We start from the raw sequence: 15,964 nt of genomic DNA on the forward strand, positions 1-15,964 counted from the left end.
GTCGGGGTCTACCGTTGCGCTGGCTTGCCTCTATCGTCGGTTTTACCGATGAATTCCTTATCGGCGCTTTGGGTAGAAAGGGCGGGACGAGAAGTCTCCCACGGTCTGTACTGGTCAGAGTCAGAATCGAGCTTTTAGTCCCGCCCACCCCTTCAAGTCTAAACATACAAGCGAGCTTGCTCGCGATGAGGCCAGCCCAGACACTGGTTATCTCAAGGCTTGCGCAGCAGATACGTATCCATAATCCACCCATTCTCCAACCGAGCAGCCTTGCGCACCCGTTCGATCTCATCCGCCACATCCTTGAGCTTGCCGCTGATCAGGATTTCATCCGGCGTCCCCAGGTAGGCCCCCCAGTAAATCTCCGTCTCCTGGTCCGCCACTCGATGGTAGGAATCTTCTGCATCCAGCATCACCACCAGGCTGTCGGCATCGCTCACCTGCGCCGCCGCCAGCCGTCGCCCCGTGGTGATTTCAATCGAACGGCCAATGCGGTTCAGCGGCACCTTATGCTGCGCCGCCAACGCCTGAACACTGGTTATGCCGGGGATCACGTCAAATTCGAAGACGCACCGACCCGAAGCCAGAATCGCCTGCAAGATCCGAATGGTGCTGTCGTACAACGCCGGGTCGCCCCAGACCAGAAAACCGGCGCACTGGTCGTCGGTCATTTCCTCGTTGATCAACCGTTCGAAGGTCTGCTGTTTGGCCAGGTTCAGGTCTTCCACGCTGGCCCTGTAGTCCACATCACCGCGTTCGCGCTCCGGGCTGTGGGCTTCAATGAAACGGTAGTCGCGATCGGTGATGTAGCGCTCGCAGATCTCGCGGCGCAGGTCGATCAGTTTGTCTTTGCTCTGGCCCTTGTCCATGAGGAAAAACACGTCGACGAGGTTCAGCGCTTTCACGGCTTGCATCGTGATGTAGTCGGGGTTGCCGGCACCGATGCCAATGACCAGAAGTTTTTTCATCAACGTGTTCCCTCAAGGTCCGTGCCCAGCAAGCGTAGGCGCCAGCGGCCGTTGAACCGCAACTCGATGGCCGACAGCGGTTCAACGTCGATCAGGTTGAACGCCGCGCCTTGCAGCACCTGCGTCAGCGCGGCGCGCATGACAAATGGATGGGTGATGGCAACGATGTGCCCCGGTGTTGCCTCCAGCGTTTTCAGCCAAGCGGCCACCCGCTCACCGAGTTGCACCACCGACTCGCCACCGTGGGGCGCCGAATTCGGGTCATCGAGCCAGATCTGCAGCGTTTCGGCTGCGGTTTTTTGCAGATCGTCGATCCGTACGCCGTTCCAGAGCCCGAAATCGCAATCCCTCAATGCCTCGACAATCTCCACGTCGCTGCCGAACAACTCGGCGGTTTGCCGGGTTCGCAGTTCAGGTCCACACACCAGTCGCGGCGTCCCCTTGAACTGAGCACGACGCGATCCCCTTGCCAATTGCCAATCCATCTCTATTGGCTCATTCGTAGGAAAACACGCCAATTTCTGTGCGACGGTTCGAGCGTGGCACATCAGGGTCAAACGGGTCGCCTGCACGAAGGATCACTCTGTCGATGGAATGGAAAACGGCAACACGCCGCAAACAATTGCCCAATTGTGCCGCAAGAAGCGCGATCCAGGGCGTTTCGTTTGATCCAGCAAACATGGGTTCTAACTCACACACACCCGAAAAAATCGGCGATATCCGACACCACTATGGGCGATGGCCTACAAGGTCAGTCGACTTCCATGTAGCCCACGGCTCACGGGGTTTTCGCTCTATTTTGGGGCTTTAAAAAACCATTGAAAAATTCACTAGACATGTAGAGTCCGCTACATAAATACTGTTTTAGCAATTTATGAAATGAAACCAACATATCCATCCAGCAGGAGCCCGGATGCCTTCTCTCAGAGACCTGATCACCGATCCCGGCCTGGAACTTACGCCGTCGGAACGCAAAGTCATCCGTGCCTTGCTGGACCAGTATCCGCGTAACGGACTGGGCCCGATGTCACGTTTGGCCGAACATGCCGGTGTCAGCGATCCCACCATCGTGCGACTGGTCAAAAAACTGGGTTTCAGCGGTTATGCCGATTTCCAGGATGCCCTGCTCAGCGACATGGACCACCGCCTCCGTTCCCCCAGCGCCCTGTTGCAGCCTCGCGCTCATCTTCAGAAAGGCGACGCCTGGAGCCATTATCTGGCGGACAGCCATCGAGCGCTGGCGGACACCCATGCGCTGACCCAATCCGAAGATGTGCGGATTCTGGTGGAATGGCTGCTCGACACCCGCCATCACGTGCATTGCTTCGGGGGGCGCTTCAGCAGTTTCCTCGCCAATTACTTGCTTAACCACCTGCGCCTGCTGCGTCCAGGCTGTTTCGCCCTGGAAGACAACGCGCAACTGCCCGATCGATTGTTCGACGTGCAGCGTCAGGACGTGGTGCTGGTGTTCGACTATCGCCGCTACCAGTCACAGGCCCTGCGCGTGGCCAATGCGGCGAAAAGTCGATATGCACGCGTAGTGTTGTTTACCGACATCTATGCTTCACCGTTGCGGGAAATGGCCGACCTGATTATCAGTGCGCCGGTGGAGTCGGTATCGGCCTTCGACACCCTGGTTCCGGCGCTGGCCCAGGTCGAGGCGCTGATTGCCTGCCTGACCTTGCGCAGCCCGGATCTGGCCGATCGCCTGGAAGGCATCGACGCCCTGCGGACCGACTTCGACACCCACCTGCTGGAGGATAAATAAGGATGTTCACGCTCCCCCACCACTCCCCTCGGGATTTGCCATTCGTCACCGATCACACCGCGCTGTTGCTGGTGGACATGCAACGCGCCTGGCTTGAGCCGCAGTTCGACCCGCACCTCAACGGGCCGGACGCCGAGTACTTCCTGACCCGCACCCACATGCAGGTGGTGCCCAATCAACGCCGGCTGCTCAGCGCCTTTCGCAGCGCCAGGCAAAACGTGCTGCACACGATCATCGAAAGCCTCACCGCCGACGGCCGCGACCGCTCGCTGGACCACAAACTCTCGGACATGCACTTGCCCAAGGGCAGCCCGCAAGCGCGGATCATCGACGACCTGACCCCGGCAGAAAACGAAATCGTGCTGCCCAAGACCTCGTCCGGGGTCTTCAACTCCACCCACATCGACTACGTGCTGCGTAACCTCGGGACGCGGCATCTGATCATCGCCGGCATCGTCACCGACCAGTGCGTGGACATGGCCGTGCGTGACGCCGCGGACCGCGGCTACCTGGTAACGCTGGTGGAAGATGCCTGCGCGACTTACACACCCGCGCGGCATCAGGCCTGCCTGAATGCAATCAAGGGTTACTGCTGGATCACCGACACCCAGACTGTGCTCGTCCGGTTGCAGGAGATGCAGCCATGAGCGAACGCCTGTTGCCACTGCCCATGACCACCCTCGTCACCACCGACCTGATCGGCGTGACACGCGGACGCTCCTTTCCCACGGACGAACTCGAGCACTATCAAAGGACCGGTTGTGGCTGGGTGCCGGCCAACAGCGCGCTGACCCCGCAAGACATCATCGCCTACGCCAACCCGTGGGGTGCTTATGGCGATTTGCGGCTGATGCCCGATCCGGCCAGCCGAGTGACGGTCAGTAACGGCCCGGATGCCAACGCTCCGGCGCTGGATTTTATTCACAGTGACATTCGCGAAACCGATGGCCGCCCGTGGGGTGCCTGCCCGCGTACGGTGTTGCGCAATGAGGTAGAGCGTTATCGCGCCGAGTTGGGCTTGCAGGTCAATGCGGCGTTCGAGCACGAATTCAACTTGAACACCGGCGACGTTGAACACCTGGCGTTTTCTCTGCAAGCCCAGCGTCAGGGTGCCGAGTTTGGCGGTTGGCTGCTCAGCGCCCTGCGTGCCGGTGGCGTCGAGCCAGAAATGTTCCTGCCCGAGTACGGCAAGCATCAATACGAAATCACCTGTCGCCCGACCCTGGGTGTGGCCGCTGCCGACCGCGCGGTGAACGTGCGTGAAATCACCCGCGAGATTGCCCGGCAAATGGGCCGGGCGTTGAGCTTCGCACCCAAGACCTCGGAGCACGCGGTGTGCAACGGCGTGCACCTGCACGTCAGCCTGCTGGACCTGGCTGGCCAACCGGTGATGTACGACGCCGGCACCACCAATGGCTTGTCGACTCTCGGCCAGCACTGGGCCGCCGGCATCCTGCATCACCTGCCGGCGCTCTGTGCGTTTACCGCGCCGACGCCCGTGTCCTACGAGCGCTTGCAGCCTCATCACTGGAGCGCGTCCTATGCGTGCCTCGGGCAACGCAACCGCGAAGCGGCGCTGCGAATCTGCCCGACGACAAGCCTGGGCGGCAAATCGGTGGCATCGCAATACAACCTGGAATTTCGCGCCATGGACGCCACGTCCTCGCCGCACCTGGCCATGGCCGCGCTGCTGATTGCCGGTCGGCTGGGCATCGAGCAACGCCTGGCCTTGAATGCAATCACCGATGAAGTCCCCGACTCCTTGAACGAAGAGCAACGCCAGGCGCGCGGCATCGTCGCCCTGCCCGCGTCCCTTGCCCAGGCCCTGGACTGCCTGCGCAACAGCGAAGCACTGATTGAAGCCCTGCCGAGCGCGTTGCTGGACACCTACTTCGCCCTTAAAACCGAGGAACTGACGCTGACGGAACAGCTGTCGCCCGCCGAACGCTGTGAGCACTATGCGCGCCTGTACTGAATCCGCTGAGTTCGGTCTATACACCGAGCCCGCATACACCCTGAGCCGGGAAGACTCCGGCCACCCGTTGATTCTGGTCTGCGAGCACGCCAGCCGTTTTATTCCGGCCGGGTTAAATGACCTGGGCCTGAGTCACGAGGCGGCCCGCGAGCACATCGCCTGGGACATCGGCGCCCTGGCGCTGGCCGAGGGCTTGTCCCGAGCATTGGGCGCAACGCTGTTGGTGGCCAATTATTCGCGACTGTTGGTCGACCTCAACCGACCGCGCCAAGCCCCGGACAGCATTCCGGCGCAGAGCGAGATTTATCAGGTGCCGGGCAACCGGGACCTGGACGAAGCCACCCGCGAGTACCGTCGGCAAACCCTGTTCGAGCCGTTTCACTCGCGTCTGACAGACTTGATCGACGAACGTGTCGCTGAAGGGCGGTCGGTGCGGGTGGCGGGAATTCACAGTTTCACGCCGGTCTATCACGGCCAGCCCCGCGCGCTTGAAGTTGGCGTGTTGTATAGAGAGGCCAAGGAATATGCCCAGCGTTTGATCGATGGCTTGAGCCAGCACCCATTGAAAGTTGCCGGTAATGAGCCGTACAAAATCAACCCGCTGGGCGACATGACCGTGCCGGTCCACGGCGATGCACGCGGCCTGGAATCGGTGTTGATCGAGGTGCGCAATGACCTGCTGCGCACGCCTGAAGACGTCAGTCGCTTTACTGAATACCTGGCGCCACTGTTGTAAAGCAATCGCCACACACTCGCAGCTTGTAGCTGCTTACATATCAAGGAGAACCGCTTCATGGAAATAGAAGAATTCGGCTACAAGCAAGAGTTGAAACGCAGCCTGTCGCTGACCGACCTGGTGGTGTACGGGATGATCTTCATGATCCCCATCGCACCGTTTGGTGTTTATGGCTACGTCAACGCCGAGGCACCGGGGCTGGTACCGCTGGCCTACATCATCGGCATGGTGGCGATGCTCTTCACTGCCCTGAGTTACGGCAGCATGGCTCGGGCCTTTCCGATTGCCGGTTCGGTTTACTCCTACGCGCAACGGGGCCTGAACCAGCACGTAGGGTTTATCGCCGGTTGGCTGATGCTCCTCGATTACCTGCTGATTCCGCCGCTGCTGTATGTGTACGCGGCCATGGCCCTGAATCATTTGTACCCGGACATTCCGAAGGTCGGTTTCATCCTGGCCTTCCTGGTCAGCGCGACGTTCGTCAACTTGCGGGGCATCACCTTCACCGCGCGAATGAACATCATCTTTCTGCTGGCGCAACTGGTGGTGCTGGGAATCTTCCTGTTCTACGCCTGGAACGCGCTGCACAGCGGCGGCGGTAACGGTCAGCTGACCTTGGCGCCGTTGTACAACCCCGAGATGTTCAACTTCGCTCTGCTGATGCAAGCGGTGTCGATTGCGGTGCTGTCGTTCCTCGGTTTCGATGCGATTTCCACCCTCGCCGAAGAGATCAAGGGTGACCCAGGCCGCAGCGTCGGCAAGGCCGCGCTGATCACGCTGGTGGTCATGGGTGTGATCTTCGTCGTGCAGACCTGGATTGCGACAGATCTGGCGGCCGGCATGGGTTTCAAATCGGCTGACACGGCTTTTTATGAAATCGCTGAACTCGCGGCCGGCAGCTGGCTGGCCACCCTGACCGCCGTGGCTACTGCGCTGGCCTGGGGTGTTGCGGTGGCAATCACCTCCCAAGCGGCAGTGTCTCGTCTGCTGTTCGGCATGGCCCGGGACGGCAAGCTGCCAAAGGTACTGGCCAAGGTTCACCCCAAACACAACACGCCGTATGTGAGCATCTACCTGGTGGCCGTGCTGTCGCTGGTGATCTGCTACCTGTTCATCAACTCGGTGGACACCCTCACCTCGCTGGTGAATTTCGGCGCACTGAGCGGTTTCATGTTGCTGCACCTGACGGTCATCAACTACTACTGGCGTCGGCAGAAATCCGGCCAGGTGATCCGTCACCTGATCTGCCCGGCGATCGGCTTCATCATCGTCGCGGCGATCATGTACAACATGGGCGTCGATGCACAGAAACTCGGCCTGATCTGGATTGCCCTGGGCCTGGTCTACCTGTTTGTACTCAACAAACTGGGCACCCGTGCGGTACTGCCCGACCCAAGCAACGGCTGACAAGAAAAAGAGCGGCGTCTGACAAAAAATCAGGCGACCGCCGATTTAACGCGTGGAAACCGACAGTGATAGTCAGGTTCGGTGCTAACCGCCGAACCCTTTGATACAGGAGTGCATCCATGCTGGTCTTACGCCCAGTCGAGTTAACCGACCTGCCCCAGTTGCAACAACTGGCGCGCGACAGTCTGGTAGGCGTCACGTCCTTGCCGGACGACACCGAATGCCTGCGCGAGAAGATTCTCGATTCCTGCGCCTCATTCGAAAAAGACGTTGAGGGTCATGGCCCGGAGAACTATTTCTTCGTGCTGGAAGATCTGACCCGAGAGCGTTTGGTGGGTTGCTCGGAGATCCTTGCCACCGCCGGTTTCAGCGAGCCGTTCTACAGCCTGCGCAACCGGCATTTCACCAGTGCCTCGCGGGAGTTGAACATCGAGCATGGCGTGCCCGCGTTGTCGTTGTGCCACGACCTCAGCGGCCATACCTTGCTGCGAGGTTTTCATATTGACGCAGCGCTGGTGCGAACACGGTTCTCTGAACTGCTGTCCCGGGCACGGCTGTTGTTCATCGCCGCCCACTCGCGGCGCTTTGCCGAAGCCGTCATTACAGAGATCGTCGGCTTCAGCAGCGATGAAGGGCACTCGCCGTTCTGGGATGCCGTGGGCAAGCACTTCTTCGACCTGCCCTACGCCGAGGCCGAGCGGCTTTGCGGCCTGGAAAGCCGAACCTTCCTCGCCGAACTGATGCCTCAATACCCAATCTACGTGCCGATGCTGCCCCAGGCTGCACAGGACTGCATCGGCCGCATCCACCCCGATGGCCAGGAAGCCTTCGATATCCTCGAACGCGAAGGCTTCGAAACCAACAGCTATATCGACCTGTTCGACGGCGGTCCGACGCTGTATGCACGCACTCCCGGCATCCGCTCCATCGCCCAGAGCCAGACCGGCACGGCGGAACCGGGCTCGCAGATCGATGCCCGTGGCAGCTATCTGGTGAGCAACGATTCGCTGAAGGACTATCGCGCCATCGTCGCCGATCTGGATTACCAGGCCGGGCAACCTGTGGGGTTGAGCGCCGAGATGTGCGCCGCCCTGAACGTGGCCGAGGGCAGCCCGATCCGGCTGATCGCCCTGTGAGCATCACCCGGCCCCGCGCCCAACGACAGCGCCCGAGCGGGCGTGCAGAAGGAGTTGCATCATGATTGTCCGCCCGGTTCACGTCACCGACCTGCCCGCCTTGCTGAACCTGGTGCACCAGGCTGGCCCCGGCTTCACCACCCTGCCGGCCAACGAGGAACGCCTGACCCACCGGGTGCGCTGGGCCCAACGAACCTTCGCCGAACAGGTCGAACGCGCCGATGCCGATTACCTCTTCGTACTCGAAGACGACGATCAGCAACTGGTGGGCGTCAGTGCCCTGGTGGGCGCCGTGGGCCTGCGCGAGCCCTGGTACAACTACCGGGTCGGGCTCACGGTCAGTTCGTCACCGGACCTGGGTATCCGGCGACAGATTCCGACGTTGTTCCTGAACAATGAAATGACCGGCCAATCGGAGATTTGCTCGCTGTTTCTGCGACCCGATCAACGCCACGGCAGTAACGGTCGATTGCTGTCGTTGGGGCGTTTGTTGTTTGTTGCCGAGTTTCCGCACCTGTTCGGCGACAAACTCATCGCCGAACTGCGTGGCAGCGCCGACGAACATGGCTGTTCACCGTTCTGGGACAGCCTGGGCCGGCACTTCTTCAAGATGGATTTCAACCACGCCGATCACTTGTCGGGGCTGGGCAGCAAGTCGTTCATCGCTGAACTGATGCCACGCCAACCGCTCTACACCTGCCTGCTCACCGAACAGGCCCAGGCCGTGATCGGCAAGGCGCACCCGAACACTGAACCGGCGCTGAAAATCCTCACTGCCGAAGGGTTTGCCCATAAGGGTTACATCGACATCTTCGACGCCGGCCCGGTGATTGAAGCCCCGGTCTCGAATATTCGTGCCGTGCGCGACAGCCAACCGCTGCTGCTGGCCATCGGCACGCCCGACGAGCAGGCCCCGGTGTGGCTGATCCATAACCGTCGCCTGGAAAACTGCCGCATCACCGCCGCCCAGGCCAGGCAGGTGGGCAACAGCCTGATCGTCGACCGCCTCACCGCCAAACGCCTGCAACTGCAACCCGGCAACTCGGTACGCGCCGTGCCGCTGCTCAATCAACAACAGCAGTCGGTGGCGGCGTAACCGACGGAGGTCCATCCGCCTCTGCAAATTCGTCATCATCCTTCCCCCGCTCGCGTGATAGCCTTTTGTTCCTTCGGCGTTGACACTTTTGCTCAAGCCCTTCCATTCCCATTGCAGTGGTGGAACTCATATGTCCAGGCTTTCTCATCAAGATTTACGCCGTAACTTTCGCGAGCTGTTCGCCTCCAACGCGTGCTATCACACGGCGTCGGTCTTCGACCCGATGTCGGCCCGTATTGCCGCTGACCTGGGTTTTGAAGTGGGGATCCTGGGCGGTTCAGTCGCATCGTTGCAGGTACTGGGCGCCCCCGACTTTGCCTTGATCACCCTCAGCGAGTTTGCCGAGCAGGCCACTCGCATTGGCCGTGTCGCCCAATTGCCGGTCATCGCCGACGCCGACCACGGCTACGGCAACGCGCTCAACGTCATGCGCACCATCGTCGAACTCGAACGTGCCGGTGTGGCCGCCCTGACCATCGAAGACACGCTCCTGCCCGCCCAGTTCGGCCGCAAGTCCACTGACCTGATCGGGGTGGCGGAAGGCGTCGGCAAGATTCGTGCGGCACTGGAAGCACGGGTCGATTCGGAAATGGCAATCATCGCCCGCACCAACGCCGGGATCCTGCCGGTGCAGGAAGTCATCAGCCGTACCTGTCATTACCAGCAGGCCGGTGCGGACGGGATTTGCATGGTGGGCGTGCGGGACTTCGACCACCTCGAACAAATCGCCGAGCACCTGAGCGTGCCGCTGATGCTGGTCACCTACGGCAACCCGTTGCTGCGCGACGATAAACGCCTGGCCGAACTGGGCGTGCGCGTCACCATCGATGGTCACGGAGCCTACTTCGCCGCGATCAAGGCCACGTATGACAGCCTGCGGGAACAGCGGCAGATCTTTACTCAGGCGTCGGACCTGAGCGCTACCGAACTGACCCATACTTATACGCAGCCTGAGGAGTACATCCGTTGGGCGGAAGAGTTTATGAGCGTGAAGGAATGAGTCCTCTCTGACTTCGGCTTCTGTAGCAACTTGTAATTCAGCCGGTAGACGCAATGTCACCGGCAGGGTTGCAAGGGATCTTGGGCCGAATGGCTGTCATCTGTTTCTGCCAGGAAACACACATCTAAAAACAAACATCAATATTTAATAACAACTTCAAAGTTGATATTAAGTATCACCCCCTATAATCTCCGAACCGTTAAATAACAAATAATATTTAACCGCAAAAACATCAAACAACATGGAACCACTTATGAACTCCGCTACTAGCAATTGGCAAAATACCCCCCTATTACGCGTCGAAGCCAAAGTTATCAGTACACCGACAAAGTCCACACACGAGGCCAACTGCCCCGGCTGGGATGGGCTTCGCTTTAACATAGGCAACATTCACGAAATCAAGAAATACCGGAACGTACCCGCCAAGGTTTAAGACCTTATAGCGACTTAGCGGGGTTGCAACCATTCAGATTCTCGAACCTGCCTGGCAGCACCGCCCCCTATCTGTTAAATGGACGTCAGCGGCCACAACATTCAGCCTCTGACGTCTGTCTGCTCAAAGATCTGTTCCGCCTCATTAAATACCATAAAAATAAAGCCGGATTTTTCATGATAAAAACGTTGCTCAATCCTGACTTGACGCCATCACAACTTATTACCAGCATCAAGGCACTGAATATGAGTGTCGAAGTAAAAAACCTGGCAGATCAGCTACCCAAACAAACAGCACACACTTCTGATTCGTCTCACCGTGCTGAAATCATGCGACTCACAAACACCCATACTGGAACATTGACATTACATTGCAACAAAAGTGGCAATATCAGCCTCAAGGCACCTGATAACGCACCGGCGTCTGAACAACTCTATTCCGTACCCGGCAACAGTGTTTTGTTTGCGATCAACGCACAATCGTTTTCCATTCAACTTTATGAACTCGAAGAGGACCATCTGACTCGCTCAGAGCGGGTCGTCGTAGATGCCAATAACCCGTTGTTCATCGACGGCACGAAGGTACTGTTCGACAGCAATCCGACTGGAAACGGGCATCCGGCATTTATCGGTAGCATCAACCTGCCAGACAGAAGCGCAGACATCAGCGTATTCGACCGCGTCTCGTTGAACAAAATCGCCTGGTTCCCGCATGACGATAGCGCCGCCCGGTACCTGGTGAGCCTTGAACTGCTTGAAGCCACGCAGGATCCCGAGGCACGCAGAGTAGCCGAAGAATTGATTTATCACTACCATCCCGCCGTCGCCTGGAAGGCATTTCAGGTGATTCATCAAACGGCTCAGAGGGCCGCATTGCATTACGTGCCGCTGTTGAGAAACCTGCAAAACATCCGCCTGAACCTTTTACTCGACCAGAGTGAAGCAGCATGAAACTGAAGACTTTCGTTGAGCGTATGACGGCTTACGATCTGGAGCGAGACAAGCCAAAGATCGTGGAAGATCTGCGCCAACTGGCTACAAACCGTACGTTGCTGAGCGAGCACCTTTATACCACTATTCAACAAGCGGGTTTCAGTACCAAAAACAGTCTATACGGCGCTTATGCATTTGTACTGCACTACAACGACCTGTTTACTGTCCGATTGGGTTTTTGGTCTCCGGTTACGTCACAAGATGAAAGTGAAACGTTCATCTATGACTTGAACCACACCCATGACTTTGAAATCTATGCCGTGGGTTACAGCGGTGACGGCTACACAACCGTCTCGCGAAAGATTCTTGATCAAACGCCGTTACAAGCAGGAAGAAGGCCCGTGCTCGGTGAAGAGCGAGTACTTAAACTTGCACCTGGGGAAGTTCTGCACATGCTTCCACTACAGGAAGTGCACAAACAGCTTCCACCGAAAAATATGTCCGCATCGTTGAGTTTGCTTATTCATCCTCAGCGATCGGTTAAAGCCGAAGAAGCCTGGTGCTTCGACGAAAACTACATACCGACTTACCCCGGTATTGCCATGCAGGAAACAGCGCTCTATGAAAATACGCTGTCACTGCTTGAACGAGGGTAGCTACTGGCTACCCTCCAAACTTAAAAATGGAATGAATATGAACAAGCCAATGAACAACTGGAATTAAACTTCGCTTCTACGCGCCGGGACGACCGTAATCAATATGCCAGTCAAGACAACAATGGAAGTCCGCGCAGTGGTTTCATGCTCGTTATAACGTGGGCAATATCCACGAAATCAAGAAATTCTGGGAGCTTGCCAGCCCAAGGCTGAACTCGCTCTCGTCAAATGCACTACCAAAGTTGCCGACCAACAAGGTCGGCAGCCTTTTTTTTTAGCCCCGAAAAGAGTGCACATCCGTTGGGCGGAAGAATTTATGAGCGTCAAGGAGTAACTACAGCGAGAGTGATTACCGGTGGCCAAGGAGCTTAACTCCCTCGCCACAGAACTCACTCGCCTGTCAGGCCGGAGTCTTGAACTCCCCCTCCCGCTGCAACGCCCGCGCCTGAACCACATTCAGCATCGCGCAGCCTTCGCGCATCAGCAGATGAACCGCCCGGGTAACGCGCGTCAGGTCGCAATCGGAAATGTCTTTGAGGTTCAGGCTGGTCAAGGTGTCCGCCAGATCGCGAACCACGGTGAAGCGATGCGCAGCGCAAGCGGCGATGTCGCTGAGTTCTTTGTGAGTGTTGATGAAGAGCACCGGGGTTTCGGCGTCGTAGGTGTCGATGGGGAGGTGACGGGGCATGACTTGGTCGAACATGGGTGTAACTCCAAATAGAGCAACCACCTTTCGCGGCCAAACGAGTTAGGTGGCAGCTGCGTGCGGGTTGGCCGACCGGCAACCCATAAATCCGGCACACCCGAGGGTGTCCCGCGCACAGCTGCCATAACACGATGTTCAGACGTAAAGAGGTCCAAACAATGACACTGATGCGTTTGGGGGACCGACCGGCCAAGGTCGTTCGCGGTGTTTTCCGCGAGCCCGAACTATAGGGGTCGATGCCGAAACGCGGCAACAGGGTACGTCGTAGGAAACGTCTTGGAAAGTTGTGGGGTGGTTTTGACGGCGGTGTCCGGCTTGAGAAACACCCCTCACCCTAACCCTCTCCCCAGAGGGGCGAGGGGACTGACCGTGGGTTTCTTGAGGAATCCGGCGACGTGAACGACCGAATTGAATGCGATTTTTAAGTGCTTTGCTGTTGGCCGAATCCAAGTTCGACTCAATCTCTCAGGTCGCAGTAAATAGCCAAAACAACTCGGTCAGTCCCCTCGCCCCTTTGGGGAGAGGGTTAGGGTGAGGGGTCGATCCAACTGACCCACCACCCCCCTCAAAACCGGACTCAATTCAATGAGCTTTAGCCAACTCCATAATCATCCGCGACAACAGATAAATCCGCGGTGCCACACTCTCAACCTCCGCGTATTCCTCCGGCGTATGAATATTGCCGCCAACAATCCCGAACCCATCCAGCGTCGGCGTACCCACGCCCGCGGACAGGCTGGCATCCGCCGCCCCACCGCTACCCTCTTCCGTCAACTTGCGGCCAATCTCCCCGTAAATCCCCTGAGCCATGGCCATCAGCCGATCCGATTCCGGCGTTTGCGGCAGCGGCGGCAATCCGCGCTGAAGTGTGGTGGTGACTTCGGTGTCAGCAATCAGCTTGTCTTTCGAAACCCGCGCCAGGTCCTTCTCGATCCGGTCAAACTCTTCCGGCACCGCTGCCCGCACGTCTGCCTTGGCGGTGGCTTGATCCGGAATCACGTTGGTGCGGTCGCCAGCCTTGAGCACGGTGAAGTTGATGGTGGTTTTCTTCTCCGCATCGCCCAGTTTGCCGAGCTGCAAAATCTGGTGTGCCGCTTCCATGGCGGCGTTGCGTCCCAGCTCCGGCGCGACACCGGCATGAGCCGCCTTACCCTTGACCTCGACCACCGCGGTGGCACTGCCTTTGCGCCACACCACCAGGCCATCCGCCGGGCGGCCGGGTTCGAGGTTGAGGGTGACGTCGTGGGCCTTGGCGGTTTTCTTGATCAGGTCGGTGGCGATGTCCGAGCCGGTTTCTTCGCTGGCGTCGAGCAGGAAGGTGATTTGCGCGTAGTCCTTGAAGTCGAGGTTTTTCAGGACTTTCAGCGCGTAGATCCCGGCAACGATGCCGCCCTTGTCATCCATCACGCCCGGTCCGTAGGCGCGGCCGTCCTTGATGTGGAACGGACGCTCGGCGGCCGAACCTTCCTTGAAGACGGTGTCCATGTGCGCCATCAGCAGGATTTTCGCTTTGCCGGTGCCTTTCAGGGTCGCGATCACATGGCTGCTTTTGTCCGGTGTATTGGGCACAAGCTCGATGGTCGCCACGAGTTTTTTCAGTTCGTCGATGGCGATGTCGCGCACTTGGGTCAGGCCGGGCTCATAACCGGAACCGGAGTCGATGTTCACCAAACGTTCCAGTAACTTCAGGGCTTCACCCTTGTACTGTTCGGAATCGGCGAGGACTTGCTTGTGCGGTTCGGCGAAAACGGCGGGAGCGAAAGCGCCGAGGGCGAGGGCGAGGGCGAGGGTCAGGCCAAGGCTGGTGGCCAGTAGGGAGCGAGGGAGATTGAACGTCATGAATCGATCCTTGTTTCGTGTCGGGGGTGAAAAACACCCTACCTGACTACGGCGCAAGGCTCTAGACCCGATGCGACACTGAGCGTTCGGCTTTGGACCGAGTTGAAGCCATCGCGAGCAAGCTCGCTCCCACAGTGATCCGGGTGATCGCAAAATGTGGGCAGCACCCAGATCCCCTGTGGGAGCGAGCTTGCTCGCGATGGCGGAATGTCAGGCGACATTACTGGTGATGGATCACACCGAATCAAGTAATTCGTGATGCGGTTCGCCATCGCCGCAACAGATGACGCGGTTGCGACCGGTGGCTTTGGCTTCGTAGAGCGCCTGGTCGGCGTCGTTGAGCCACAGGGTTGCGTCGGTGTGTGCCGGGTTGAAGGCGGCCAGGCCGATGCTCAGGCTGACTGTCAGCGCCGGGCTCTGCTCATAACCCAAGGTGGCGAAGCGATCACGCAGGGCATCCATCACGGCCGCAGCGCTCGTGAGCGGAAGGTCCGGGAGGATCACGCAGAACTCGTCGCCACCGTAGCGCCCGGCAACATCCGCCGCGCGCAAGTTCTGCTTGAGCATTTTGCTCAACTGACGCAGGACGATGTCCCCGGCAACGTGGCCGTAGGTGTCGTTTATGGATTTGAAATGATCGATGTCGATCAGCGCAATCGCCCCGCCCTGCTGCTGACGTTTGCAACGCTGGAGTTCGACTTCCAGTTGATCCTTCCAGGCGCCGTGGTTCAGCAGGCCGGTGAGGCTGTCGGTGCGGCTCAGGGCCAGCAATTCACGCTTTTGTCGGCCGAGGGTGTGGGCCTGGCGGAAGCAGATCCAGCCCAATGCCAGCGGATACAAACACATCAAGGGCAAACAGGCATACATCTGCAGTTGGCTGGTTTGCGGGATGAAGGAGGGGGAGAAAATCAGCAGTCCGACGCCTATCCCGAGAATCTGCGCCACGGTTCCCGCCAACAGGAAACGCAAACCGCCAATGGCCACGTTGTTCATCGCCATCATGGACAGGGTCGTCGCGCCGGGCAGCGGATTGAACTGCATGGCAGCGACCCAAAAGCCGCCGAGAAAGGCGTCCACCAGCAGGTTGCGGTGTTCAGCTTGATAAGGCACTTGCGCGCGGCGCGCCCATTGATAAGCCAAGTGCGGCCAGAGTACGGCGTTGAGCAGCATCGCCACCCAGACCCACGGTGCCGGGTTGAGTGGATACATCACCGCGCTCACGAGCAACAGCCCCAAAGCTAATCCCAGGATTCGCGATGTATAAAGCCTCCTGGCCAGTGAAAGTCCTTTTCCTCCCGTTTTTCCCATAGGA

The 15,964-nt window shown here is 58.7% G+C and carries 15 protein-coding genes; 10 read left to right on the forward strand and 5 right to left on the reverse strand.

Annotated features, from left to right (window positions below; translation table 11 throughout):
* Positions 1-212: 212 nt before the first annotated feature.
* Entirely contained in the window at positions 213-968 is a 756-nt protein-coding gene (gene cobF, locus ACMXYH_RS19360) for a precorrin-6A synthase (deacetylating) (protein WP_415764524.1), read from the reverse strand.
* Positions 968-1,540 (reverse strand): histidine phosphatase family protein, encoded by a 573-nt coding sequence (locus ACMXYH_RS19365; RefSeq protein WP_129443319.1) that lies wholly within the window; start codon positions 1,538-1,540, stop codon positions 968-970. Before ACMXYH_RS19365 ends, cobF begins: the two co-directional genes overlap by 1 nt.
* Before the next feature lie 341 nt (positions 1,541-1,881).
* Here ACMXYH_RS19365 and ACMXYH_RS19370 point away from each other — a divergent pair, with 341 nt between their 5' ends.
* The 10 genes from ACMXYH_RS19370 (at position 1,882) to ACMXYH_RS19415 (ending at position 12,107) form a co-directional block, all read left to right on the forward strand.
* Complete coding sequence (locus ACMXYH_RS19370; RefSeq protein ID WP_415764525.1) at positions 1,882-2,736, forward strand: MurR/RpiR family transcriptional regulator; 855 nt, start codon at positions 1,882-1,884, stop codon at positions 2,734-2,736.
* A 2-nt stretch (positions 2,737-2,738) separates the two neighbouring features.
* Positions 2,739-3,383 (forward strand): isochorismatase family cysteine hydrolase, encoded by a 645-nt coding sequence (locus tag ACMXYH_RS19375; protein ID WP_415764526.1) that lies wholly within the window; start codon positions 2,739-2,741, stop codon positions 3,381-3,383.
* Positions 3,380-4,711, forward strand: coding sequence for a glutamine synthetase family protein (locus tag ACMXYH_RS19380; RefSeq protein ID WP_415764527.1), 1,332 nt, complete (start codon positions 3,380-3,382; stop codon positions 4,709-4,711). Before ACMXYH_RS19375 ends, ACMXYH_RS19380 begins: the two co-directional genes overlap by 4 nt.
* A complete protein-coding gene (locus ACMXYH_RS19385) occupies positions 4,695-5,447 on the forward strand; it encodes an N-formylglutamate amidohydrolase (protein ID WP_415764528.1) in 753 nt (250 codons plus the stop codon). The genes ACMXYH_RS19380 and ACMXYH_RS19385 overlap by 17 nt, the downstream gene beginning before the upstream one ends.
* Before the next feature lie 57 nt (positions 5,448-5,504).
* Positions 5,505-6,854: an APC family permease gene (locus ACMXYH_RS19390; protein ID WP_415764529.1), complete on the forward strand. Its 1,350-nt coding sequence runs from the start codon at positions 5,505-5,507 to the stop codon at positions 6,852-6,854.
* Between the two features lie 119 nt (positions 6,855-6,973).
* On the forward strand, positions 6,974-7,990 hold the full coding sequence (locus ACMXYH_RS19395) for an arginine N-succinyltransferase (RefSeq protein ID WP_415764530.1): 1,017 nt from the start codon (positions 6,974-6,976) through the stop codon (positions 7,988-7,990).
* A gap of 61 nt (positions 7,991-8,051) precedes the next feature.
* Entirely contained in the window at positions 8,052-9,086 is a 1,035-nt protein-coding gene (astA, locus tag ACMXYH_RS19400) for an arginine N-succinyltransferase (RefSeq protein ID WP_129443305.1), read from the forward strand.
* A gap of 130 nt (positions 9,087-9,216) precedes the next feature.
* Positions 9,217-10,086, forward strand: coding sequence for an isocitrate lyase/PEP mutase family protein (locus tag ACMXYH_RS19405; RefSeq protein WP_095131274.1), 870 nt, complete (start codon positions 9,217-9,219; stop codon positions 10,084-10,086).
* Positions 10,087-10,695: 609 nt separating this feature from the next.
* The gene (locus ACMXYH_RS19410) at positions 10,696-11,469 is read left to right on the forward strand and encodes a hypothetical protein (protein WP_415764531.1); all 774 of its coding nucleotides are present in this window, start codon (positions 10,696-10,698) and stop codon (positions 11,467-11,469) included.
* A complete protein-coding gene (locus ACMXYH_RS19415; protein ID WP_415764532.1) occupies positions 11,466-12,107 on the forward strand; it encodes a transposase in 642 nt (213 codons plus the stop codon). The genes ACMXYH_RS19410 and ACMXYH_RS19415 overlap by 4 nt, the downstream gene beginning before the upstream one ends.
* A 400-nt stretch (positions 12,108-12,507) precedes the next feature.
* Here ACMXYH_RS19415 and ACMXYH_RS19420 read toward each other — a convergent pair whose 3' ends face one another.
* The 3 genes from ACMXYH_RS19420 to ACMXYH_RS19430 all read right to left on the reverse strand — a co-directional run bounded on the left by ACMXYH_RS19420 (position 12,508) and on the right by ACMXYH_RS19430 (position 15,960).
* Positions 12,508-12,810, reverse strand: coding sequence for a hypothetical protein (locus ACMXYH_RS19420; RefSeq protein ID WP_415764533.1), 303 nt, complete (start codon positions 12,808-12,810; stop codon positions 12,508-12,510).
* Between the two features lie 585 nt (positions 12,811-13,395).
* The gene (locus ACMXYH_RS19425; RefSeq protein ID WP_415764535.1) at positions 13,396-14,652 is read right to left on the reverse strand and encodes a M20/M25/M40 family metallo-hydrolase; all 1,257 of its coding nucleotides are present in this window, start codon (positions 14,650-14,652) and stop codon (positions 13,396-13,398) included.
* 234 nt (positions 14,653-14,886) lie between these two features.
* The gene (locus ACMXYH_RS19430; RefSeq protein ID WP_415764536.1) at positions 14,887-15,960 is read right to left on the reverse strand and encodes a diguanylate cyclase; all 1,074 of its coding nucleotides are present in this window, start codon (positions 15,958-15,960) and stop codon (positions 14,887-14,889) included.
* Positions 15,961-15,964: the final 4 nt, after the last annotated feature.

The organism is Pseudomonas frigoris (genome assembly GCF_047758635.1).
GTDB lineage: Bacteria > Pseudomonadota > Gammaproteobacteria > Pseudomonadales > Pseudomonadaceae > Aquipseudomonas > Aquipseudomonas frigoris.